At 39.0% G+C, this 24,867-nt stretch carries 23 protein-coding genes; 16 read left to right on the forward strand and 7 right to left on the reverse strand.

Annotated elements, in window-relative coordinates:
• Window positions 1–16: 16 nt before the first annotated feature.
• The 6 genes from DZB84_RS08850 to DZB84_RS08875 all read left to right on the forward strand — a co-directional run bounded on the left by DZB84_RS08850 (window position 17) and on the right by DZB84_RS08875 (window position 5,951).
• Complete coding sequence (locus tag DZB84_RS08850; protein ID WP_116351895.1) at window positions 17–964, forward strand: GNAT family N-acetyltransferase; 948 nt, start codon at window positions 17–19, stop codon at window positions 962–964.
• A 60-nt stretch (window positions 965–1,024) separates the two neighbouring features.
• Window positions 1,025–1,861 carry a MurR/RpiR family transcriptional regulator gene (locus DZB84_RS08855; RefSeq protein ID WP_116351896.1) on the forward strand — a complete coding sequence of 279 codons (837 nt, stop codon included), beginning with the start codon at window positions 1,025–1,027 and terminating at the stop codon, window positions 1,859–1,861.
• 799 nt (window positions 1,862–2,660) lie between these two features.
• The gene (locus DZB84_RS08860) at window positions 2,661–3,848 is read left to right on the forward strand and encodes a glycine C-acetyltransferase (protein WP_116351897.1); all 1,188 of its coding nucleotides are present in this window, start codon (window positions 2,661–2,663) and stop codon (window positions 3,846–3,848) included.
• A 25-nt stretch (window positions 3,849–3,873) separates the two neighbouring features.
• The gene (locus tag DZB84_RS08865) at window positions 3,874–4,833 is read left to right on the forward strand and encodes an L-threonine 3-dehydrogenase (RefSeq protein ID WP_116351898.1); all 960 of its coding nucleotides are present in this window, start codon (window positions 3,874–3,876) and stop codon (window positions 4,831–4,833) included.
• A 101-nt stretch (window positions 4,834–4,934) separates the two neighbouring features.
• Window positions 4,935–5,294: a cupin gene (locus DZB84_RS08870; RefSeq protein ID WP_116351899.1), complete on the forward strand. Its 360-nt coding sequence runs from the start codon at window positions 4,935–4,937 to the stop codon at window positions 5,292–5,294.
• A 30-nt stretch (window positions 5,295–5,324) separates the two neighbouring features.
• The gene (locus tag DZB84_RS08875) at window positions 5,325–5,951 is read left to right on the forward strand and encodes an NUDIX hydrolase (RefSeq protein WP_116351900.1); all 627 of its coding nucleotides are present in this window, start codon (window positions 5,325–5,327) and stop codon (window positions 5,949–5,951) included.
• 66 nt (window positions 5,952–6,017) lie between these two features.
• On the opposite strand, the gene DZB84_RS08880 is transcribed toward DZB84_RS08875, so the two are convergent.
• Complete coding sequence (locus DZB84_RS08880; protein ID WP_317616404.1) at window positions 6,018–7,178, reverse strand: ArgE/DapE family deacylase; 1,161 nt, start codon at window positions 7,176–7,178, stop codon at window positions 6,018–6,020.
• Window positions 7,179–7,365: 187 nt separating this feature from the next.
• Window positions 7,366–7,512 (reverse strand): hypothetical protein, encoded by a 147-nt coding sequence (locus DZB84_RS24865; RefSeq protein ID WP_189655195.1) that lies wholly within the window; start codon window positions 7,510–7,512, stop codon window positions 7,366–7,368.
• 279 nt (window positions 7,513–7,791) lie between these two features.
• Between DZB84_RS24865 and DZB84_RS08885 the strand changes: the two genes are divergently transcribed.
• The 4 genes from DZB84_RS08885 to DZB84_RS08900 all read left to right on the forward strand — a co-directional run bounded on the left by DZB84_RS08885 (window position 7,792) and on the right by DZB84_RS08900 (window position 9,996).
• A complete protein-coding gene (locus tag DZB84_RS08885; RefSeq protein ID WP_116351902.1) occupies window positions 7,792–8,268 on the forward strand; it encodes a DUF2975 domain-containing protein in 477 nt (158 codons plus the stop codon).
• Window positions 8,269–8,278: 10 nt separating this feature from the next.
• Window positions 8,279–8,488 (forward strand): helix-turn-helix domain-containing protein, encoded by a 210-nt coding sequence (locus tag DZB84_RS08890; protein WP_116351903.1) that lies wholly within the window; start codon window positions 8,279–8,281, stop codon window positions 8,486–8,488.
• Window positions 8,489–8,531: 43 nt separating this feature from the next.
• Complete coding sequence (locus DZB84_RS08895; RefSeq protein WP_116351904.1) at window positions 8,532–9,332, forward strand: DUF817 domain-containing protein; 801 nt, start codon at window positions 8,532–8,534, stop codon at window positions 9,330–9,332.
• 445 nt (window positions 9,333–9,777) lie between these two features.
• The gene (locus DZB84_RS08900) at window positions 9,778–9,996 is read left to right on the forward strand and encodes a DUF896 domain-containing protein (RefSeq protein WP_116351905.1); all 219 of its coding nucleotides are present in this window, start codon (window positions 9,778–9,780) and stop codon (window positions 9,994–9,996) included.
• A 67-nt stretch (window positions 9,997–10,063) separates the two neighbouring features.
• On the opposite strand, the gene DZB84_RS08905 is transcribed toward DZB84_RS08900, so the two are convergent.
• Window positions 10,064–12,292 carry a YhgE/Pip domain-containing protein gene (locus DZB84_RS08905; protein WP_116351906.1) on the reverse strand — a complete coding sequence of 743 codons (2,229 nt, stop codon included), beginning with the start codon at window positions 12,290–12,292 and terminating at the stop codon, window positions 10,064–10,066.
• Window positions 12,293–12,390: 98 nt separating this feature from the next.
• The gene (locus DZB84_RS08910) at window positions 12,391–12,963 is read right to left on the reverse strand and encodes a TetR/AcrR family transcriptional regulator (RefSeq protein ID WP_189655196.1); all 573 of its coding nucleotides are present in this window, start codon (window positions 12,961–12,963) and stop codon (window positions 12,391–12,393) included.
• A 409-nt stretch (window positions 12,964–13,372) separates the two neighbouring features.
• Between DZB84_RS08910 and DZB84_RS08915 the strand changes: the two genes are divergently transcribed.
• From DZB84_RS08915 to DZB84_RS08940, 6 genes are all read left to right on the forward strand, one after another.
• Window positions 13,373–14,674 carry an ABC transporter substrate-binding protein gene (locus tag DZB84_RS08915; RefSeq protein ID WP_116351907.1) on the forward strand — a complete coding sequence of 434 codons (1,302 nt, stop codon included), beginning with the start codon at window positions 13,373–13,375 and terminating at the stop codon, window positions 14,672–14,674.
• 108 nt (window positions 14,675–14,782) lie between these two features.
• Entirely contained in the window at window positions 14,783–15,643 is an 861-nt protein-coding gene (locus tag DZB84_RS08920) for a carbohydrate ABC transporter permease (protein ID WP_116351908.1), read from the forward strand.
• A complete protein-coding gene (locus tag DZB84_RS08925) occupies window positions 15,643–16,464 on the forward strand; it encodes a carbohydrate ABC transporter permease (RefSeq protein ID WP_116351909.1) in 822 nt (273 codons plus the stop codon). Before DZB84_RS08920 ends, DZB84_RS08925 begins: the two co-directional genes overlap by 1 nt.
• A gap of 215 nt (window positions 16,465–16,679) precedes the next feature.
• On the forward strand, window positions 16,680–17,699 hold the full coding sequence (locus DZB84_RS08930; RefSeq protein WP_116351910.1) for a LacI family DNA-binding transcriptional regulator: 1,020 nt from the start codon (window positions 16,680–16,682) through the stop codon (window positions 17,697–17,699).
• A 17-nt stretch (window positions 17,700–17,716) separates the two neighbouring features.
• Window positions 17,717–19,402 (forward strand): glycoside hydrolase family 13 protein, encoded by a 1,686-nt coding sequence (locus DZB84_RS08935; RefSeq protein WP_116351911.1) that lies wholly within the window; start codon window positions 17,717–17,719, stop codon window positions 19,400–19,402.
• 30 nt (window positions 19,403–19,432) lie between these two features.
• Window positions 19,433–21,094, forward strand: coding sequence for a glycoside hydrolase family 13 protein (locus DZB84_RS08940; RefSeq protein ID WP_116351912.1), 1,662 nt, complete (start codon window positions 19,433–19,435; stop codon window positions 21,092–21,094).
• Window positions 21,095–21,144: 50 nt separating this feature from the next.
• Here DZB84_RS08940 and DZB84_RS08945 read toward each other — a convergent pair whose 3' ends face one another.
• The 3 genes from DZB84_RS08945 to DZB84_RS08955 form a co-directional block, all read right to left on the reverse strand.
• Window positions 21,145–21,966, reverse strand: coding sequence for a carbohydrate ABC transporter permease (locus tag DZB84_RS08945; protein WP_116351913.1), 822 nt, complete (start codon window positions 21,964–21,966; stop codon window positions 21,145–21,147).
• A complete protein-coding gene (locus DZB84_RS08950) occupies window positions 21,963–22,943 on the reverse strand; it encodes a carbohydrate ABC transporter permease (protein ID WP_116351914.1) in 981 nt (326 codons plus the stop codon). The genes DZB84_RS08945 and DZB84_RS08950 overlap by 4 nt, the downstream gene beginning before the upstream one ends.
• A gap of 191 nt (window positions 22,944–23,134) precedes the next feature.
• Complete coding sequence (locus DZB84_RS08955; RefSeq protein ID WP_116351915.1) at window positions 23,135–24,406, reverse strand: ABC transporter substrate-binding protein; 1,272 nt, start codon at window positions 24,404–24,406, stop codon at window positions 23,135–23,137.
• Window positions 24,407–24,867 lie beyond the last annotated feature (461 nt).

The following is a 24,867-nucleotide window of genomic DNA, read 5'->3' on the forward strand; positions in this document are numbered from 1 at the left end:
GAAGGAGATGGGCCCTATGGTTTCATTTCGTTATTATCAATCAGGAGATGAAAAAGGGATTGTCGAGCTTTGGAATGAGTGCTTGTTAAGAGACCCACTCACACAGAAAAGATTTCGAAATCTTGTTCTTTTAGATGCAAATTTTGATCCGCTGGGATTACGCGTTGCTATAGAGGGTGGTAAAATCATTGGCTGTTTATATGCAATACGGAGATTGCTGCCGATGGCTGGTACCGAGCTAGAACCAGAAAACGGCTGGATTCCATTCTTTTTCGTTCATCCAGACTTCAGGCGGTCAGGTGTCGGAGAAAAATTGATGAAAGAGGGCTTAGAATTCCTTGCAGCAAATGGTCGGAAAAGTGCATTCTTTGCTTCATATGCGCCGAATTACATCCTCCCGGGACTTGATGAAGAAGCCTATCCAGAAGGCTATTCCTTCCTCTTAAAAGAAGGCTTCGAAAAACAATATTCACCTGTCGCGATGGATCGAAGCCTAGTGGGCTTTACTCCATCCTCTGATGTGCTTGAACTAAAAGCAAAACGGGAAAAAGAAGGCTACACCTTTTTAACGGCAGAAGACAAGGATTTATATGAAGTGATCCAATTTGCGAATAACGTTTTTAATCCTGATTGGGGACGTGCGATTCGAGAAGGAATCCTGCAGGGGCTGCCACTCCACCGCATTTTGATTGCAAGAGACAACGAAAACTTAGTAGGCTTTTGCATCTATGGTGGCTATGAAGGAATTCCAGATCGCTTCGGCCCATTCGGAGTCGACCCAGACCAACAAGGTAAAGGGTTAGGCAAGATTTTACTGAATGAATGCTTGAAAAATATGCGTGCTGAAGGATTACATGGGGCTTGGTTCCTCTGGACAGGTGAGAAGAGTTCAGCGGGGTATCTTTATAAGAAAACAGGATTCGAGGTAACACGAAAGTTCCATGTTATGAAAAAGTCGTTATAATAATAGTAGAATGAATAAAGAGAGTTGATGAAAATGTCCTTTATGACCGGGGGACTCGTCATGCTTCAGGAAATGCATGAAAACCTCCCACCATCTGAAAAGAAAATAGCTTTATATATATTGGAAAACCCGCAGGAAACGATCACATTAACGGCCAGTGAGCTTGGAAAAAGAAGCTCAACAAGCAGTGCCGCTGTTATTCGACTTTGTAAATCACTCGATTTAAAAGGATTTCAGGATTTGAAACTGCGCATTGCAGGAGACCTGCAAAAGAAAAAAGCAACTGGCTTCCGCGATATTGAGCCGAATGAGTCAACATTGTCCATTATTGAAAAAATGACTGACAATAGCGTTCAAACCCTAAGGGAAACAGCCGAGTTGCTAAACAATGAGGAGCTTGAGCGAGCGGTAGAAGTCCTGAAAAGAGCCGGGACGATTCACTTTTTCGGTGTGGGCGCATCAAGCATCATTGCCCAGGATGCTCAACAGAAGTTTTTGCGAATAAACAAAAAAGCAACAGCATTTCCAGATGTACATATGGCCGCAACTTTGGTTGCGAATGCTGGTGAAAATGATGCTGTTGTTGGGATATCTTTTTCAGGTGAGACGTTTGAGGTTGCAAAGATCCTTGAGCTTGCGAATAAAAAGGGTGCCCGTACAATCAGCTTAACGAAATATGGTTCTTCGCTTGTAACTGAGCAGGCAGATATTCGGCTGTACACTTCAGCTACCAGGGAACCAACATTTCGAAGTGGTGCCACTTCATCTAGAATCGCTCAGCTTCACGTGATCGATATTCTTTTTATGAGTGTCGCTTCTCAGGCGTACGACCAAACAGTAAGACATTTAGATGAAACACGAGAAATGATCAATATCTTGCATGACCCAATAAAATGAGACCAGAGATGGTCTCTTTTTTTGTTTGGGGTTGTTGGTTGAAGAGGCTCGGGGGGCGAATCTTCTGAGGGAAGTACTCCAGATGGTGGAGAGTAGTCAGTTCCCTAGAAAAATCCAATTAGTGTCACTCCAGCGGGCTTGGAGAGTAGTTAGTCTCCTAGAAAAAGGTAATTAGTGTCACTCCAGAGGCCTTGGAGGTTAGTCGGTCTCCTAGAAAAATCCAATTGATGGCATTCCAATAGGCTTTATGCTATCTTATTTTACTTTTTATTCCAAAAGCTATGTCATATCATGCCTTTATGTGAAGGTTTTTTCCTAAAAAAACCAAAAGTGCGGTCATATAACACTTTTATATCATTGGTTTTACTAAAAATATCCAAAAGTCTTTACATATCTCACTTTTATCTCATTGCTTTTTTCTGAAATATCCAATTGCCATGTGATATTAAACTTTATATTATATGGTTTCCCTTTATTATCCAAAATCCCTCCCATATCCCAATTCCTAAAACCCCATCCAAATCCTGCTTATATACCTCGACATTTCCTTAAATCCCCCAAAAGCACACTCAAATAATACCTGTCTCTGAAACATAAAACTGACCTTTTGTATCACAATTTCAAAACTAACAAATAATATAATAATAATTAGAAAAAGTGTCCACTGGGTATAAACATTTGATGAATAGTGTGGTAAAGTATAAAGTATAAATGTTGATATAAAAGGGTTTGTAAAAACAACGTTGTATTTTTAGAGAGTACATTTGTGTTTTGCAAACATACAAAAGGAGGATATTCCATGTCGAAGGTGTTGGACTCATTTTTGCATGAAAATCTGGAGGATTTAAAGAAGAAAGGTCTTTATAATGTGATTGACCCTCTTCAAGGTGCAAACGGACCTATCATCAAAATCAGTGGGAAGGAACTGATTAACCTTTCCTCTAACAACTACTTAGGCTTAGCTACGGATGAGCGCTTAAAAGAGGTAGCGAAGGAAGCAATTGATACGTATGGGGTTGGTGCAGGTGCGGTTCGGACCATCAACGGAACACTTGACCTTCATCTAAAACTAGAAGAAAAGCTTGCTGAGTTTAAGCACACGGAAGCAGCTATCTCATATCAGTCTGGATTTAATTGTAATATGGCAGCTATTTCTGCTGTTATGGATAAAAATGATGCGATTCTTTCTGATGAACTCAATCACGCGTCAATCATCGATGGATGCCGTCTTTCTAAAGCAAAAATCATCCGTTTTAACCACTCCGACATGGATGATTTACGCAAAAAAGCAAAAGAGGCAACTGGATCTGGTTTATATAACAAAGTTATGGTCATCACTGATGGTGTTTTCTCCATGGATGGTGATATTGCAAAACTACCTGAAATCGTACAAATCGCTGAGGAATTTGACCTTATTACATATGTAGACGATGCCCACGGTTCAGGAGTATTAGGGAAAGGTGCGGGTACGGTTAAGCATTTTGGTCTTTCCGACAAAGTTGATTTCCAAATTGGAACTCTCTCAAAAGCCATTGGTGTTGTTGGTGGGTATGTAGCGGGTAAAAAGGAGTTAATTGACTGGTTGAAGGTTCGAAGCAGACCATTCCTATTTTCTACTGCTGTGACACCTGCTGATGTTACTGCTGCTACAAAAGCAATCGAAATTTTAATGAGCAGTACAGAACTTCACGACAAGCTATGGGATAATGCCAACTACTTCAAACAGCAATTAAAGGAACGCGGCTTTGATATTGGTCACAGCGAAACTCCAATTACACCTGTTATTGTTGGGGAAGAAGTGAAAACACAGGAATTCAGTAAGAGATTAATTGAAGAAGGCGTCTATGCTAAATCAATCGTATTCCCAACTGTCCCACAAGGAACAGGAAGGGTGCGTAATATGCCGACTGCGGCACATACAAAGGAAATGCTCGATCAAGCAGTAGCCATCTACGAAAAAGTTGGTAAGGAAATGAACATTATCTAAGTCGACAAACTCGGGGGAATGAATCATGGAGAAAATTATTGTTACCGGAGCCCTGGGCCAGATTGGGTCAGAGCTTGTCACGAAGCTTCGCAAAGTGTATGGTGCTGATAATGTTGTAGCGACAGATATTCGAAAAACGGATTGTGAGGTTGTTCAATCTGGTCCATTTGAGCTTTTAGATGTAACAGATGGAAAAGCAATGTATGACATTACGAGAAAATACGATGCTGATACGTTGATTCATTTAGCTGCATTGCTGTCTGCAACGGCAGAAGCAAAGCCGCTGTTAGCATGGAATTTAAACATGGGCGGACTCGTCAATGCATTAGAGGTTGCTCGTGAGTTGCGTTGCCAATTTTTCACGCCAAGTTCAATCGGCGCTTTTGGTCCATCTACACCAAAGGATGGAACCCCGCAGGATACGATTCAGCGTCCCACGACAATGTACGGTGTAAACAAGGTTTCAGGTGAATTACTTTGTGATTATTACAATCATAAGTTTGGCGTAGATACGAGAGGTTTGCGTTTTCCAGGACTCATCTCATATGTAACCCCACCTGGTGGCGGTACAACGGATTATGCAGTAGAAATATATTATGAAGCTCTGAAAAACAAAAGCTATACTTCTTATATTGCAGAAGGAACATATATGGATATGATGTATATGCCAGATGCGCTTCAAGCCATCATTGATTTGATGGAAGCTGATGAGTGCAAGCTGAAGCATCGAAATGCCTTTAATGTAACAGCTATGAGCTTTGCGCCAGAGGAAATTGCGGCAGAAATTAAGAAGCATATTCCGAAGTTTGAGATGACATACGCGGTAGACCCAGTTCGCCAAGCCATCGCAGAAAGCTGGCCAAATTCAATTGATGCCACAGCGGCAAAAGAAGAATGGGGCTTTAAGGCAAGGTACAATCTTGAAACAATGACAAAGGATATGCTTGATCAATTAAGTATGAAGTTTGTAAAAAACGCAGGATGAATAAATGAGGAGTATGGAGAAATTCATACTCCTTTTTTAATGGGAAAAGAAGGGTATTCAATGTGCTGTAAGGAATAATTACGGGTAGAGGAGGTCATATCATGGAATTTTATAAATTTGATAAAAGTAGCGGTAAACAAATTCCACAGTTTGATTCTGATTTCGTTATGTCTCGTATTATTCAAACCAGTAAACCTGCCCATATTGGTTGTATGCATCTTGGGGAAAAGGGGATTGTCGGGTACCACCAAGCTACAGTGCCACAACTACTTTTAATAGTTAGTGGTGTAGGATATGTCCGAAATGAAAAAGATGAGTATGTGAAAGTTTTGCCTAGTGATGCTGTTTTTTGGGAACAGGATGAATGGCACGAAACGAAAACAGATACCGGATTAACTGCGATTGTCATTGAAAGTGAAGAACTGAGTCCGTCATTGTTTATGCCGGTAAAGAAGCTTTGACAATACGGATAAGTGATAAGGGAGAAATTTATGGGAGAGCAAGAAAGAATAAAGATTTTTGATGATCATAAGAACCTAATCGGTGTAGCTTCTCGGAGTGATGTACATAGAATTGGATACTGGCATGAAGTTTTTCATTGTTGGTTTATTCGTAATGAAGAGGGAATCGATTATATCTATTTACAGCTTCGAAGTAAAAATAAAAAGGACTATCCTAATCTATTAGATATTACTGCTGCTGGACATTTGTTAGCTGATGAAACAGTAGAGGATGGAGTAAGAGAAATTAAAGAAGAACTTGGGATAGATGTTGCTTTTGAGGAGTTAATAAAATTAGGTGTTCTTGATTATTCTGTTGTGCAAGAAGATTTTATTGATAAAGAATTAGCAAACGTTTTTTTATATAAGAGCAAAAATGACCTTGATGACTTTACTCTTCAAGTGGAAGAGGTTTCTGGAATAGTGAAAGCTACATTTATTGATTTTTCCCAGCTTTGGTTTGGTGAAAAAGATGAAATCGAAATCAGTGGATTTGAAATAAAGAATGATGGGAAAAAGAAAAAAATTAACGAAAAAGTGAATAGGGATAGATTCGTTCCACATCAAGTTTCTTTTTATAAAGAAGTTATTCGAAAAATACACGAATACGTAGAATAAATCTAAATAAAAAGCAAAAAGAGATAATTACCCAAAATGGTAGTTACCTCTTAATCGTTAAAAATATCATTTTTCATTCGATAATCCTAAAATTAACTCTTTATAGATTTCGAAGAATGCAAAGTAGTAATCTTTATAGACATATTCATCTGTTTTGTGTGCCATTTTTGTTTCGCCTGGACCAAACATCATGAAAGGGAAGTTTTCATCTTTACCTCTTAATAAGTTTGATGCATCTGTCACCCCAGGCGAACCTTTAACAGAAACTTCTAATCCTAAATGTTTTTTACCGAGTTCTTTAGCAAGTTCAACCATTTTAGAGTGTCCTGAAGTGAAGACGCTTGGTAGTGACATTGTTACTTCAACACCAATGTCAGAGCCCTTTTTATTGTATTTTTTAGCGGTTGTGTTGAAGATGTCAATCACTTCATCATTATTAAATTCTGGAATAGTTCGCACGTTTATTTCAGCAACTGCTTTTGCGGGAACTGAGTTTACTTGATTCCCTGCATTAAAAATAGTTGTACTCATAACCAATTTATCCAGCACTTCATTTTTTCGACCATCGCCATTCAACTTTTCGTCTACCTCTAATAGATATTTCATTAATGGATTAATTGCGTTATACCCTTGGTCAGGCATAGAACTGTGTGCTGCTTCACCAATAGACGTTACACGCAAGTTAAGTGATCCTTTGTGGGAGTAAATAATCGTGTCATGAGAAGGTTCAGCTACCCATAGATAATCGACATCATCCATATAGCCTTCTTCATATAATTTTTTTGAACCTGCGCCACCGACTTCTTCACCAGTGGTTGCCATAAAACGGACAGTACCATTTTTTAGTTCATTATTCTCTTTGAGTTCAATCATCACTAAAGCAAGGTTTATTAAACCTGCTTTCATGTCATTTGTTCCTCGTCCGTATAATTTTCCGTCTCTTTCCGTCAATGTGAACGGATCTGAAGTCCACTCACTTTCATCACCAGGAGAAACGACATCCATATGACCAGAAACACCGATGACTGGACTCCCGCTTCCAACTTCAGCCACTAAGTTAACACGAGTGTCTGTAACTGGAACGATTTTAGATTCAATGCCGTATTCTGCAAATAAATCTTTCAAGTAATTTGCCACTTCAATTTCGTTTTCATTAATCGATTTGATCGCTATGATGTCAGATAAAATCTTTATCTTTTCCTCTTCTGTAAAAAGTTTAATACGAATCCCTCCATAATTGTATCTATCTTAATTAGAATACAATTTTATTTTACCCGAAGACTGCATTGAAAATATCGAAATTGCTTTTCATCTGATAGTGCTAGCGGCATGTCAGTTAAACAAAGACTTTTAGCCTGTATCATTGATTACTAAGTAAACTGATACAGGCTTTGTCTGACAGTAGAAAATGGTGTTAATCGCGCATTGCCCCGGCTTCGCGGGAGGTTATGTCACCTTGTCCTTGACTGACATCCTTTTGGATTTCTTGTTTTACTTTCTGTGGATTGGTTCCCGCAACATCTGTCTGCATATTACTTTTTTTAGGTTGTTTTTGTGGCATTCGAATCCTCCTAAATTTGATTTACAAGGCTTAGTATTTACATAAAGCGGTTATAAATTCGGGAATTCGTTAAAGGAGAGTCTTCTAATAAACATCAAATAAAGCGCGTGCATCAATACTCAGATAGCTTCCTGTTTATGGGTAAATGCTAATGTACGAGGTAGAGCATTCCTTTTTGTGAGGAATGTTTATTTTTATAATAATCAATAATATTTTATTGCAAAACGATAAATTTTATATTAGAATCAATATGAAAATGATTTAAAGAGGTGTTTTTTTATGAAACGAGGATCAACGCTCTTTTTAAAGCTAGCTTTATTGATAATAGGAATCCTAGTTCTAGCCGTGGGTATATTTGGGTTGCTTTCACTAGTCGATAATCCAGTAAATCAAGATGATGCCTATATACTTTATCCGATTTTAATAGGTATATATGTATCTGGGATCCCGTTTTTCGTAGCATTGTATCAGGCTTATAAACTTATAAGCTATATTGACAAGAACCATGCCTTCTCAGGGTTGTCTGTCACGGCCTTAAAGAAAATCAAGTTCTGTGCGATGACATTTAGTGGATTATATGTTGTAATCTGGCCATTTCTTTTTCCCATAGCAAAGCTAGAAGATGCACCAGGTCTCGTCGTGTTCGGTATAGTCCCTATCTTTGCATCAATGGTTGTTGCCATATTTGCTGCTGTGCTCCAACGGCTACTACAAGAAGCAATTAATATTAAATCAGAAAACGATTTAACAGTCTGAGGTGAAGATGATGGCGATTATCATTCATATTGATGTGATGTTAGCAAAAAGGAAAATGAGCGTCACAGAACTTTCGCAAGAGGTTGGAATAACAATTGCTAACCTTTCTATATTGAAAAATGGTAAAGCAAAGGCGATTCGGTTTTCGACTTTAGAGGGGATCTGTAAGGCATTAAAATGTCAGCCCGGAGATATTTTAGAATTCCGGAGTGATGAATGAATACCTGTCCCCATGCCCATCTACAAAAAAGGAGGCACAATTGATGAGAGCTTTAAGACAGCTTGTACGTTTTGGATGGGAGCAAGCCCTATCCTGTTTGTTTCCTGTTGTTATTTTTGCTTCATTGGCGATTACTCAAGTAATCTCACTCCCCTTCTTACCTAGGTACGACTGGCTACTTATCATTTGTCTCTTCATGCAGTGGGTGATGGTGCGCTCTGGGCTTGAAACACGTGATGAACTAAAAGTTATTACCTTGTTCCACCTTATTGGTTTAGCGCTTGAAATCTTCAAGACACATATGGGGTCATGGTCATATCCAGAGGAAGGGATATTTAAAATTTTTGGAGTGCCTTTGTATAGCGGATTCATGTATGCAAGTGTAGCAAGTTATCTTTGCCAGGCGTGGAGGAGGCTTAAGGTGGACCTAGTTAAGTGGCCACCGTTTTTGATAGTGGTACCTCTCGCAGCGGCGATCTATTTAAACTTTTTTACCCATCACTTTTGGGTGGACGTCCGTTGGTGGTTATCTGCTCTTGTGATTATTGTTTTTTGGAAATCATGGGTTACATACGAGGTTGGTGGAACTCGCTACCGTATGCCACTCGCACTTTCGTTTGTACTTATTGGATTTTTTATATGGATAGCTGAAAATATTGCGACATTTTTTGGAGCGTGGCAATATCCAAACCAAACTGAAGCATGGAGTCTCGTTCATCTTGGAAAGGTAAGTTCATGGCTTTTATTAGTGATTGTTAGCTTTCTAATCGTAGCGACGTTAAAACTCGTTAAGGGGAAAAACTCTACAAGGGTTGTTACGGGTCAAACCGTTGGTCGAGGGTGAATGTGAAACATATGATTACAGATGGAATTTCAATGGAGATTAAGAAAAGTTGAGGGCGTTTCAAATGAAATTTATCTCTTTACTATTAATAGTATTTCAATCCGTAATTTTAATACTATGGGTTAAGAATTCGAGTTATTTATTTTCTAAAATAGGAATAATCATTTGGATCATTTCAATTATTATTGGTTTTATCTTGATTATGATGTTGAAAAATAAGAGTAGTATAATAAGAAATTTAATGATGCTATCCAATTGGTTTATGGTGTTTTTAGTTTTCGTTACGTTGTGTATTCATTTCATTACGAGTTCAATGCCATAATATATTTTTCTTAAAATGTCCCACTGACCCATAAGTTGACTGCACATTGTACTAGTCCAATCGTGGATGTTATGTAAAAATAAGGTGAAACTAATTTTCAAGCACATCAGAGGGAGCGATAATATGATTGAGGGTTTAAAACGGATCAATGAGTTAGCGAAGAAAGCACGTGAAGAAGGACTAACACCCGCGGAAAAAGTGGAACAACAAGTACTACGTGAAGATTATTTGCGTGAAATTCGCGGTCAAGTAACTCATACTTTCTCATCATTAAAGGTGCTTGATCCACTTGGAAATGACGTGACACCTGAAAAAGTGAAGAAATTAAAATCTGACGAATAAGACAAATACATTTTTATACGTAATCAAAAAGCTAGGGACCGAGCATCCCTAGCTTTCTTCATGTACCTTAATTCATTTCAACCTGTACGTTTTCCTTCTTCATCTTAATGGCAAAATACCCAATTGTAATCGCCATGAAAGCAACCATATAGGTTAAGAGAATCAAGTTGTTATGCCACATGTAGGCAAAGTCACCACTTGATATAACCGCCTTAAACGACTGAACCGAATAAGTCATCGGTAACAGTGCGTTAATTGGTTGAAGTGCATTTGGAATTAATTCAAGTGGGAAGGTTCCAGCACTTGTTGTTAATTGTAAAATTAAGATCACAATCGCAATAAAGCGACCAGGGTCACCCATCATTGTAACAAGCATTTGAATTAAGGTTAAAAAGACAAAGCTTGTGATCAATGAAGTAATAAAGAATAATGGAATGCTAGCGACCTCAATTTTTAATCCTTCTAGTAAAATGACATCCACTAGAATTGCCTGGATGGTGCCGACAATTGCCAACACCCCAAATTTGCTAAAGAACCAACGGAATGCATTTTTCGGTTGAATAACAGGTTCTTTAAGTTTAAACACAATTGACATGAGCAATGCACCCACAAATAAACCGAGTGAAATAAAATATGGTGCAAAGCCGGTTCCATAGTTAGGAACTGTGTTAATTTCTTGTTTTTTGACAGTGACAGGTTCACCCATCATGTCATAGGTTTCGTCATTCGCTTCAACAGAGTTTGCTTGTTCAGCACCTTCTGCTAGTTTCCCTGCAAGTTCAGATGAACCATCAGCTAGTTGAACCGTACCTTCTTCTAATTCCTTCGATCCTTCTGCAAGCTGTCCGGCACCATTTTGTAGTTGGGCAGCCCCGTTTGTTAATTGACCCATACCAGCTGTTAAATCTTGGGCGCCATTTTGAAGAGCGACCGAGCCGTTAAATAATTTTTCAATTCCTTGTTGTAGGCTGACTTGACCTTCATTAACCTGTTGTAGCCCTGCTAGTAATCGGTTAAAGGAAGGAGCGGTTTGAGAAGCTAATTGGTTTTCTAAGCCAGCTGTTGCTGCACCGAATTGTTGGTGTAAACCAGTTTTGAATTGACTAAAACCTTGATCTAATCCATTAGACACTCCCGCTGTTATGCTTGGTTTAAGCTGTTCGACCAATTGTTGTTCAAGTTGGCTTTGGAGTTCGCCTCTCGTTGGCTGTCCTTGTGTCATTTGGGCGATAAAAGCAGAGGCATGTGCCTCATCCATAATTTGATTTTCAATTAGTGCAGCTTTTAGTTGCCCCATTTGTTGCGTTTGAGATGCAATCATTTGATCTGCCAATTTTTCAGACAGATTAGCTGCAATCCCATTTGTAAGCTGTGTGGAAAGACCAGTGCTAAGCTTTGTTTCTAGCTCATCAAGACCAACATCTACCTGTCCAACACTTTCGTTAAGTTGGGCGGTTATGCCTTCAGCAATTTGCTTTGGAAGTTCGTCCTTCATAAGGGCAACCCCGTCTTGGACTTGATTTGTTCCATCTACTAAAGAAGGAAGTTTTTCATTCACTTCGCCAAGCCCAGCTTTTACTTGGTCCGTTCCAGCTGCAAGATCGCTTGCACCTGACGACGCCTTTTTGACCCCATCTGTGAATTCTATTGATTTTGAGGCTAATACGGCTAAATTTTCTTCTAGCGTTTTTGAACCGTCATTAACCTTCACGGCACCTTCAGCTAGTTGTTCAGAACCGTCACTTGCTTGAGTTAATCCGTCTGCTAAGTCCTGAACCTTGTCAAACATCGTTTCAGCGTAAGTGGCTGTTACGTTTTTTGAGATTTCAGCCTTTATTTTTTCGATCGCTGTTTCTCCAATCTGTGAAGATAAAAAGTTTGTGCTTTCGTTTGGTACATATTTAAGCTCTAATTTTTGTGGATGGCTATCTAACAAAGTAGTTGCATTCGATGAAAAATCTTCAGGAATCTCAACTAGTAAATAATAGTCCCTGTTTTCAAGTCCTTTATATCCATCTTTCTTAGACACAATATGAAACTTAAAATTGTTGTTATCCGAAAGCTTATCGGTCAGCTCTTTTCCAAGCTGTAAATCGTTTCCTTCGAAATTAGCTCCTGCATCCTCATTTACAATCGCTACCGGTAAATCCTCCATGTGGTCGTATGGATCCCAAAATGCCCAAAGGAACATTCCGGCATATAAAACCGGTACAAAAGCGACTGCTAAAATAGGAATAAGGATTTTTCGATTGGAAAGGATGCTTTTTAATTCAGCAGAAAAGGATGATCCCTTCATATAAAATTCCTCCTAAATAAATAATTGACTATTTTGTTCAAATGGTCATTTTTAACCAAATAAGATGGGTACTCAATTTGAGGACCCTTGATATATGGCTATTTTTCCAATCCATTGAAGAAATACAGCTTAAATAGATTTGAGATTTCTTCTTTTTCAAGTGGCTCGTGATTTCGTTCCCAATCAAAAATTAACGAAACATAAAGCTTTAACATGACAAAAGCGGTGATTTCAGGGTTGCAAGGCTTGATCTCATCACGGTCAATGGCCTCTTGAATAATGCCTTTCATATAGTTGATAATGGCTTGCTCGACGCGTTGAACGACTTCAACAACAGCTTGCGTTCCAATATCTCTTTCTTCCTGAAATAGCTTGATTGTTAACTGGTGGGACTTACGAAATTCTAGCAATCGAAAGAGCACACGGTGTGCATTTTCATAAAAGGTACTATTTTTGTCCATCGCTTCTTCGGCTACAACCTTCATGTCCCTTATTAGAGTACTGACTATCTCGTCGAATAATTCCTCTTTATTTTTAAAAAAGGTATAAATCGTGCCTTTTCCAACATTCGCAAGCTTAGCAACTTGGTCCATTGTCGTCGCTTTGTATCCGAATAAAGAGAATGACTTTGTAGCAGCTTCGATGATGAGTTGTCTTCTATCAATTGCCACCTTGATCACCCCATTTTTAGTAATGTGACCAAATGAGGAATTTGGTCATTTAATTGACAACGAACAATATATCACATGAAAAATTGCATTGCAAGTATCCATTTATTGTTCACGTTAATAATAGTTTTAATAGAAAAAATGAAAACGATTAAACTTTTTTGTTGAAATTATATTTTGGTCATGCTAATATAAATCTTGTAAAGGGAATGCAACCGTTTGCGCAAAGTTGCGCAAATGTGATATAACATGGTAAGTGTAGTAGTATCAAGGTTTTTTCAGTGTGAAATATGGTATTGTCGTTTTGTGTATGATTCACAAAGTTGACAATACATCTAAATTAATGCAAACGATTTCCTTAATTTGTGCAACGGTTCCTTCCTTTCAAAAATGAACATATGGGGGTTTTACCATGAAGGCAAAGAAAATTATCCCTACATTAATGGCACTATTAATTTTAATAAGTGTTGCACTTGTAGGATGTTCTTCAAAAGAAGAAGGCTCAAGCAAAAGTGAAAGCGGTTCAACAACTACAGTTGATATCTTCCAATTCAAAGTAGAATTCAAGGATCAATTTGAAACTGTTGCAAAACAATACGAGGAATCACATGATGGAGTTAAAATTAACATCACAACTGTTGGTGGTGGAGAAGATTACGGTGCAGCACTTCGTTCAAAATTTGCTTCAGGAGAAGAGCCAACAATCTATAATATTGGTGGACCTCAAGACGTTGCAGACTGGGCGGACAGCCTAGCAGACCTTTCTGACACTGCTGCTGCTGATGCTGCATTAGAAGGAACTCTTGAAGGTGTTTCTCAAGACGGTAAAGTATTAGGACTTCCATTTAACCAAGAAGGATATGGATTAATTTACAATACTGCAGTTTTCGAAAAAGCTGGAATCAATCCAGATGAGATTACAACATTTGCTGCTTTAGAAGAAGCAGTTAAAACATTAGATAGCAAGAAAGATGAATTAGGTTTAGATGCAGTGTTTGCCCTACCGGGTAAAGAAAAATGGGTAACAGGCTTACATTTATCAAACACATTCTTATCTCCTGAATTTGAAGGAAATGTATTAGGAACTTTCGACTCTAAATCTGTAGAGTTTGAATATGGCGATGCATTTAAGAAAGTATTAGATTTACAAAATGAGTATTCTGTTCAACCAACAGTAAGCTTAGACTATGCAATGCAAGTAGAAGAGCTATTCTCTACTGGTCGTGTAGCAATGATTCAACAAGGTAACTGGGTATATGGTTCAATCGCTGGTATTGATGAAGAGCTTGCAAATAACGGTGTAAGTATTCTCCCAATTCCTGTTGAAGGCTACAAAGAAGATTCAATCCCAGTTGGTGTCCCAATGTATTGGGCTGTAAACAGTAACAAAGATGATGCAGAAGTGAAGGCAGCAAAAGATTTCTTAGATTGGTTATACACTTCTGAAGAAGGAAAAACAGCTGTATTAGAAGACTTTAAATTCATCCCTGCATATGAAGGATTTGACGCTTCAAAAGTTTCTGATCCACTAGGAAAAGCAGTATATGAGTATTCAACAGAAGGAAAAACAATTCCTTGGGTATTCATGGGCTACCCAACTGGTTGGGGAGAGCAACAGCTTGGTGTAAATATTCAAAAATATATCAGTGGTGAAATGAGTTGGGATGACCTTGTGAAGGAATCTCAAAAAGCTTGGGAAGATTCAAGAAAATAAGACTTTACAATCGAAAACAAGGCAGCACAACGTTGCTTTGTTTTCTTTTTAACAAAACGTTGACTCACTAAATGTTTCGGGATTTCGAGCAAATGGAGGAATTATATTATGCGAAACCGGAATCTATGGTATTGGTTATTTTTAGCACCAACCTTATTGGCGCTTGCGGTTGTTGTAATCGTACCATTAATTTTTGGAACTTATTACTCTTTTACAAACTGGAATGGAATTAAGATTACCGAGTTTGTCGGACTTGAACACTATCAAAAGCTAATTCAGGATAAAGAATTTATGGATTCCCTATGGTTTACCGTGAAATTCTCTGTTGTTTCTATCTTCCTAATTAACTTTTTCGGACTATCATTAGCTTTACTTGTTACACAAAAGCTTAAAACCAATAATATTTTACGTACTATCTTTTTCATGCCTAACTTAATTGGTGGACTAATTCTCGGATTTATTTGGCAATTTATTTTCATGAAGGTATTTGCGAGTATTGGAGATGTAACTGGTATTGCAGCGTTCAAAGGTTGGTTATCTACGGATACCACTGGTTTTTGGGCATTGGTTATTCTCATGAGTTGGCAAATGTCAGGTTATATCATGATCATCTATATTTCTTACCTAGAAAGTGTTCCACAAGAATTACTCGAAGCAGCAGAAATCGATGGAGCAAGCAGCTTCCAGCGTTTTAGAAATATCACGTTCCCTCTTGTTGCACCAGCGTTTACAGTTAGTTTGTTCTTAACGTTATCAAATACGTTTAAGCTTTATGACCAAAACCTAAGTTTAACAGGCGGTGGTCCATATAACTCAACACAAATGGTAGCAATGGAAATTTTCAAAACAGCATTCTCTGAAAATAATTACGCATATGGACAGGCAAAAGCGATTATTTTCTTTCTGATTGTAGCAGCTATTTCATTAACACAGGTTTACATTAATAAGAAACGGGAGGTCGAAATGTAATGAAAAGTAAAAAACGAAATTTATATTTGCTTGAAATATTAGGCATTGTTCTTGGCCTCATTTGGCTCTCCCCTTTCTATTTAATGATCGTAAACTCATTTAAAACAAAACGTGAAATTTTTACAGATACATTAAAACTACCGGATGTTTTTACATTTGATAACTATGTTCAAGCATTTGAAGAGCTTGATTTTATCCGCACCTTCTTTAACTCCGTGCTAATCACGGTATTAGGTGTTGCAGTGATTGTTCTTTTTTCATCAATGGCAGCATATGCGTTAAACCGTCGGAAAGGAAAAATTAGCGGTCTGATTTTCTTCCTGTTTATCGCGGCCATGCTAATTCCATTCCAATCAGTCATGATTCCATTAGTATCACTGTTTGGTAAATTTGATTTATTAAATCGATTTGGCATTATTTTCATGTATCTTGGTTTTGGTAGTAGTTTATCAATTTTCTTATATCATGGTTCCCTTCAGGGGATTTCAAAATCTTTGGATGAAGCCGCTACTATTGACGGCGCAAACAGATGGCAAATTTTCTGGCACATCATTTTCCCGATGTTAAAGCCAATTTCAGTAACGGTAGCCATTTTAAATATCATTTGGATTTGGAATGACTATTTATTACCATCCCTTGTAATTAACCAAGAAGGAATGCATACAATTCCGTTGAAGATGTTCTTCTTCTTTGGTCAATATACAAAACAATGGCATTTAGCTCTTGCAGGTTTAACGATAGCGATTATTCCGGTGATTCTTGTGTATTTCTTTATGCAAAAACACATTATCAAGGGGATTGCAGAAGGCTCTGTAAAGTAAAATTGGATAATCAAGGGGACTCCCCCTTTTTTAAAATAAAGATAATATAGTTTAAATATTATTAATGAGTTTATCTATGTCTAGCTCCAGGCGCCATCGGCTCTATGGTCTAAGCCAATCGCTTCGGAAGGTAAAAAACACCTTCTGTCAGCGCTCGTCTTATGCTTTTCTCCGATAGGCGGGCGCCTTGCGCTTTTCTGATATGGAGGGTATATATGGCTATTACGATTAAAGATGTCGCAAAAGAGGCAAATGTATCGCCATCCACTGTTTCAAGGGTTATTGCGGATAACCCTCGAATAAGTGAAGAAACGAAAATACGCGTACGAGAAGCGATGGAAAAGCTCGGGTATCATCCCAACTTTACAGCGCGTAGTTTAGCTGTGAAAAGCACGGCAACAATTGGGGTTGTGATGCCATTCTCAGCATCCCATGTGCTCCAAGACCCCTTCTTCCCGGAAGTCATTAGAGGAATCAGTGTTCAAGCCCGCGAGCATAAGTACGGAATGTACCTTTCAACAGCTGGAACTGAAGAAGAGATCTTTGAGGAAGTTGTGGGGATGGTTCAAGGTCGCCGTGTGGATGGCTTAATTCTCCTTTATTCTCGGACGGATGACCGCGTCATTAATTATCTACAGAAAATTGATTTTCCTTTTACAGTCATTGGTCGTCCAGTGCTTGGAGCAGAACGTATTATCCATGTTGACAATGACAATATATATATTACAAAAGTTGTAACGGAATATCTGATTGGATTGGGACATACGAAAATTGCGTTTATTGGTTTTGATGGCGACTTCGTGTTTATGCTGGACCGCCTCGAGGGGTATAAACAAGCTCTAAGTGAGTCAGGGATTCCTTTTAATGAGGACTATATCGTTCATAAACGTTCACTAAGCAAAGGGAAAGAGGCAATTAAGTCCTTTTTAAGATCTGTTGAGTCCCCTACTGCATTGGTTTGTACAGATGATTTTATCGCAATCGAGTTGATGAGTCATTTTGAGGAAATGAATATTCGAGTGCCAGAGGATGTTTCAATCACAAGCTTCAACAATGTGTTACTTGCACAATATTCAAAGCCTCCCCTCACTTCAGTGGATATTGATATTTTTCAGCTAGGAATGCAAGGTGCAAGTTGTTTACTTGAAAAAATAAAAGATCCGAATGTCCTACCGAAACGGATTACAATACCGGCCAAGTTAATTGAACGAAAGTCGTGTGCACGGATTAAGTAGAAAGTGGGGAATAGGAAATGGGAAACAAAGCATGGTGGAAAGAAAGTGTTGTTTATCAAATCTATCCAAGAAGCTTTAACGATACAAATGGTGACGGAATTGGGGATTTAAAGGGAATAACGGAAAAGCTTGATTACTTAAAGGATCTCGGCGTTGATGTTATCTGGCTCTCCCCTGTCTACGAGTCCCCAAATGATGACAACGGATATGACATTAGTAACTATCGCGAAATCATGAAGGAATTTGGTATGATGGCCGATTGGGATGAATTGCTTTCACAGATGCATGAACGCGGAATGAAGCTAATGATGGACTTAGTTGTCAATCATTCCTCCGATGAACATGAATGGTTCCAACAGTCACGAAAGTCCAAGGATAACCCGTATCGGGATTACTATATTTGGCGTCCTGGTAAAGACGGAAAGGAACCGAATAATTGGGAGTCTGTCTTTAGTGGTTCAGCATGGGAATATGATGAACAAACCGATGAATACTTTTTACACCTATTTAGTAAAAAACAACCTGATTTGAATTGGGAGAATCCAAAGGTTCGTCAGGAAGTCTATGACCTGATGACGTTCTGGCTTGAAAAAGGAATTGATGGTTTTCGTATGGATGTAATCAATTTCATTTCAAAGGTACCTGGATTGCCAGATGGTGAGCTTCAAGAAGGGAAAAAATATGCGTCTGGTGCACCGTATTATATGAATGGACCACGCATTCATGAATTTTTACAAGAAATGAATCAACAGGTTTTATCGAAATATGACATTATGACTGTTGGTGAAATGCCTGGTGTTACGGTCGATGAGGCCAAAGCTTACACAGGAGCAGACCGGAATGAGCTCAACATGGTCTTCCAATTCGAGCATATGGATTTAGACTCAGGCCCAACTGAAAAATGGGATGTACGTCCATTGAATTTACTAGATTTAAAGCAAAATATTACGAAATGGCAAAAGGGGCTTGAAGGTTCTGGCTGGAACAGCTTGTATTTAAACAATCATGATCAGCCTAGAATGGTATCCAGGTTCGCAGATGATGGTGAATATTGGGCAGAGTCAGCGAAAATGCTCGGAACGTTTTTGCATATGTTGCAGGGAACCCCATATATATATCAAGGTGAAGAAATTGGGATGACCAATGTTCAGTTCGATTCGATTGACGATTACAAGGATATCGAAACTCTTAATATGTATAAGGAAAAAGTAGAGGCTGGTGTTGAACCGGAACAGATTATGCAGTCAATCTACGCAAAAGGAAGAGACAATGCGCGTACACCAATGCAGTGGGATGAAAGTGAAAATGCTGGGTTTACTACAGGAACACCATGGCTATCTGTGAATCCAAATTATCATGAAATTAATGCAGAGAAACAAGTTGGCGATCCGAACTCTATTTTTACCTATTATCAAAAATTGATTAAGCTACGAAAACAGCATGAGATTATGGTGTATGGCACCTATGATTTGCTGTTACCGGAGCATCCAACAATCTACGCGTATACTAGAATACTAGACAATGAAAAATTACTTGTAGTAACGAACTTTTCAAAAGAGAAATCATTATTTGAGCTACCAGAAGATTGTAGCTACAAAACACAAGAATTATTGATTAGCAATTATGAAGTAGACCGAAATGAATCAATTGAAAAAATAGAATTAAAGCCTTACGAGGCAAGAGTATATCGGTTAACGATCTGAGTAGAAATGCAAAAAGAAGAGGGATAAAAAATGAAGCAGGTATGGTGGAAGGAAGCTGTCGCCTATCAGATCTATCCAAGAAGCTTTATGGATTCGAATGGTGATGGAATCGGTGACTTACAAGGGATTATTTCAAAACTAGATTATGTAAAAGACCTTGGCATTGATGTTATTTGGATTTGTCCTGTTTATAAATCGCCAAATGACGATAATGGATATGATATTAGTGATTATCAGGACATAATGGCGGACTTTGGAAATATGGCCGATTTTGATGAGCTTCTCGAGGAAACTCATAAGCGTGGAATGAAGTTAATAATTGACTTGGTGATTAACCACACAAGTGATGAACATCCTTGGTTTATTGAATCTCGTTCTTCAAAGGATAATCCAAAGCGTGATTGGTATATTTGGAGTGACGGTAAAGACGGGAAGGAACCAAATAACTGGGAAAGCATTTTTAGTGGACCAGCTTGGGAATTTGACGAGAAAACTGGGCAATACTACATGCATATTTTCTCAACAAAGCAACCTGATTTAAACTGGGAAAACAAAAAGGTTCGTCATGAGTTATACAGCATGATCAACTGGTGGCTTGATAAAGGGATTGACGGATTCCGAGTGGATGCCATCAGCCATATTAAAAAAGTTCCTGGTTTCCCAGATATGCCAAATCCAAAAGGTTTAAAATATGTTCCGTCCTATGATGGTCATATGAACCGCCCGGGTATCCAAGAATTTTTACAGGAATTAAAAGAAGAAACCTTTGCGAAATATGACATTATGACCGTTGGGGAAGCAAATGGTGTAAGTGCAGATGACGCGGACGAATGGGTCGATGAGAAGCAAGGTAAATTTAATATGGTCTTCCAGTTTGAGCACCTAGGCCTTTGGGATGTGGAAAAGAGAGAACTGGATGTCGTTAGTCTAAAAAAGGTTCTTACAAGATGGCAAAAAGGACTTGAAAACAAAGGCTGGAATGCATTGTTTATTGAAAACCACGATCAACCTCGTGTCGTTTCAACATGGGGAAATGACCAGGAATTTTGGAAGCAAAGCGCAACAGCTCTTGGTACAATGTATTTCTTTATGCAAGGAACTCCGTTCATCTATCAAGGTCAAGAAATTGGGATGACAAATGTTCAATTCCAGACAATTGACGAGTATAACGATGTCGCAACGAAAAACCTGTATCGGGAAAAGCGCAGTGAAGGCGTTTCGCACGATGAAATTATGAAGGGAATCTGGGCGACAAGTCGTGATAACTCACGTACGCCTATGCAATGGTCGAGTGATCTAAATGCTGGCTTTACTACGGGCAAACCGTGGATGGGTGTAAACCCAAATTTTGTTGAAATCAATGTGGAAAAGCAGTTGGCTGATAACGATTCAGTCATACATTTTTATAAAAAAATGATTGCACTCAAAAAGAGTAACAAGGTGTTCACTTACGGTGTGTATGATTTATTGTTAGAGGAAGATCCACAACTGTATGTGTACACACGAACACTTGGTGACGAGAAAGTGATTGTGGTAACGAATCTATCCTCTGAAAGTGCGGGTTGTCGAGTGCCTGAGGGTGAGTTTACGTACGATGGGCTAATGCTAGCTAATTATCCTGTTGAGACCCATGAGGCAACTGATTTGATTGAATTAAGACCGTATGAGGCGCGAGTGTATCGATTAGCGTGATTTTAGACCCCTATGTTTAGTGACATAGGGGTTTTTTGTTATGGGCTAAGCTACCCCTTCACAGAACCTGCAAGAAGGCCACGGACAAAGTATTTGCCGAGGAAGATATAGACCAGCAAGGTGGGAAGAGCTGCAAGTAAGGCTCCTGCCATTTGCACGTTCCATTGGACAATCTGACTGCCTGATAAGTTTTGTAAGGCGACCATGATAGGTTGTTGGTCTGATGTTGTAATCGTAACCGCAAATAAGAACTCATTCCAAATATTTGTGAATTGCCAGATGGCAACAACAACAAAACCAGAAATAGAAAGAGGTACCATAATATATCTAAAAATTCGCAGGAATCCGGCTCCGTCTATTTTTGCTGATTCAATCATTTCATCAGGAATATTGGCGTAAAAGTTTCTAAACATGAGTGTGGTAATCGGAATCCCATACACCACATGGACAAAAATAAGTCCTGTAATTGAGTTATAAAGTCCGACTTCTCGTAAAAATTGAATCATTGGAATTAAAATGCTTTGATACGGGATAAACATCCCGAATAAAATCAACGTAAATAACGTATTAGCGCCTTTAAAATGCCATTTCGATAGTACATAACCGTTCAATGCGCCTAATAAGGCAGACAACAAAGTTGCAGGTATTACTAAATAAATAGAATTAAGGAAATTTGGGACAAGCTTTTCAAATGCGAGCTGATAGCTGCTAAAGTCAAGTGTGGCAGGTAATTTCCACATCTCACTTAATGAAATTTGATCAAGTGGCTTTAGGCTTGTCACGATTATCACGTAAATGGGCATTAAATAAAAAAGGCTGAGGCCAATTAGCACCAGGTAAAGCAATGGCCGAGTGATTGTTTTTATGGTCATGATGCTTCACCCTTTCTACTTGAAATCAAATAAGGAACAATAAAAATAGCAACAGAGACGAGCATGATAATCGCAATAGCGGCCCCGTTTGCATAATAATTACCACGGAATGTTGTTTCAAACATGTATACTCCCGGAACGTCCGTTACAAAGTTAGCCCCTGGACCCGTCATCGCATAGATTAAATCAAATATTTTAAGAGAGATATGTGCCATGATAATGACGACACTCACCGTAATTGGACGTAGGATGGGGAGGATGATCTTTGTGTAAATTTGAAATTCCTTTGCCCCGTCCATGCGAGCAGCTTCTCTCACTTCTTCAGGTATTCCGCGGAGCCCCGCAAGATACATCGCAAGTGAGAATCCCGTCATTTGCCAGACGGCGGCAATGATGACAGCGATGATTGCGAATGGAATTCCAAACTCAATTTTTCCCCAATTAAATCCAAATAAGATCTCAGTATTGGTATACCACTTTGAATCTAGCCCAATTTTTTCTAAAAATAGGTTGACCCCTGTGGAGGGATTTAACAGCCATTGCCAGACTACCCCTGTTACAACAAAGGATAAGGCCATTGGGAAAAAGAAAATGTTTCGGAAGATGGACTCCCCTTTTAAAAAACTTTGGTCTAGTAATATGGCTAAAAGCTGGCCGATTACGATCACTACCCCGATAAACAAAACGGTAAAGACCAGAGTATTTCGCAAATCAGCTTGGAAACGGAAGTCGCCAAATAAGTAAAGATAGTTTTTCAGGCCGGCAAACGACATATCAGGAACAAGTGAATTCCAATTACTAAGAGAAACGTATCCAGTCCATCCGATAAATCCGTAAACAAAAATGGTAATTAACAGAATAGAAGGTAAAAGGAAGGCGATGGCCAGTAATTGATCTTTATTGAATACACGTTTCTTTTTAGGAAGGATTTCTGCTTGTTTTTGAGTGGATTTATTCGACTGTTTTGCTAGTTCCATAGATAATCCTCCTCTTTATAGTAAGATAATTGTTCAAAAAGTTGATGAATCAGAAGCAAGAAAATCAAGGAACTCGCGACTCGAGGACCGGAGAGACCGAGTGACGCAGAGATTCGAAGCTTATCATTTGATGACTTTTTGAACTTCCTTTAAAAAGAAGGGGTGAGAGAGCTCTCATCCCCTTCATCATGTTATTTCAATTCCGCAGCAGCTGAAGTAAGTGAATCCGTAAATTGGTTGACATCGAGCTGTGTAACGAAGATGTTAACAGCTTGGTTTACCTTTGTTAGGAAACCTTCTGCAGCAGCAGAGCCGTGTGCTAGGCTTGGTGCTAGCTTCGCAGATTTGAAATCTTCAATTGTATCTTTTCCGTATTGGTCGTATTTGGAAACGTCAGCATCTACACGTGCAGGGATAGATCCCTTTAGCGGGTTGAATTCATCCTGACCTTCAGTTGAACCTAATACAGATAAGAATTTCTTCACGTCTTCAGCATTTGAAAGCCCTTTTGGTAATCCAAATGTATCTGTAATAACCATGAACATACCATCCGTTTCAGGAGTTGGGATATAGCCAAAGTCCTCATTGACTACTAGTTTTAGGTCATTAACGAAATAACCCTTCGCCCAGTCACCCATGACGTTCATAGCAGCTTCGCCATTAGCTACTAACTGAGAAGCATCCTGCCAGTTACGAGAGGCATGGTCTTCATTAATATATCCAAGCATCTTCTTGAAAATTTCGGTAGCTTTAACAACCTTTGCATCATCGAAGGCTATTTCCCCTGTCCATAACTTCCCATAACCCTCTGTACCAAGAACCCCTAATAGAACTGTTTCATAGAGGTGGGTAGCCGTCCAAGGCTCTTTATCGCCTAATGCTAATGGTGTAATTCCTTTTGCTTTTAACGCATCCGCAACCTCGAAGAATTCATCAAAAGTAGTTGGTGCCTCAAGACCATTCTCTTCAAACACATGCTTGTTGTACCAGAGTACGTTTCCACGATGAATGTTCACTGGGACTGAGTAGATATTACCGTCTTTACTAACCATATCAATTAAGTCTTGTGGGAATTTGTCATTCCATCCTTCAGCTTCATAAAGGTCGTTTAATGGTTCCATTTTTCCAGCGGCAACCCAACCTTCGTTAAGCTCAGCTCCACCATGAACCTGGAATGTAGCCGGTGGATCATCCCCTTGCATCCGGCTAGCAAGAACAGCCTTTGCGTTTGTTCCAGCCCCACCTGCAACAGCGGCATTTTCAATCGGCACATCTGGATATTTTTCTTCAAACAAAGCAATTAAAGCTTTTAATCCATCTTCCTCACCAGCACCTGTCCACCAGCTGAAGATATCTAACTTTGCTTTGTCTCCATCCTTTTCCTTTGAACCGGGTTCGGAGCTGCATGCAGTCATTGCAAAAACAAATACAAACAAAAGTGACAAAAGAAAACCTTTTTTCATACGAATATCCCCCTTGTTTTTATTGGAAGCGTTAACAATTTAAATGTAACATGGATAAGAGGGAGGGAGAGAAACTACAATCTGTACTTTCTTGCGAATACCTTCACTTTTTTGTGGTGGTAGGAAAGAGCAAGGCGCCCTTTTAGCGGAACATCGACTAACAACCACTACGGCTTGTGACGAACGTCAATGCCAGCACTTCCTCGAAAATGCTATGCATTTTTTTCGTGCGATGATTATGCTGTCGCAGACTTTCTTGTCCTGTGCAAGTCCAAGCATAAGACCAGCGCTGACAGAAGGTGTATTTTACCTTCTGAAGCGATTGGCTTAGACCATAAAGCTGATGGCGCCTGGAGCTAGACAACTATAAACTCTTTGATCAAAAAAACAGCCTATCTCAAACTGATTTCAGAGTGTAGACAAAGTCAGCACTGACTTTGTCTACACGATTTTTTCAGGAT

The sequence above is a fragment of the Bacillus sp. HNG genome (assembly GCF_003400205.1).
Classification (GTDB): domain Bacteria; phylum Bacillota; class Bacilli; order Bacillales; family Bacillaceae_L; genus Ferdinandcohnia.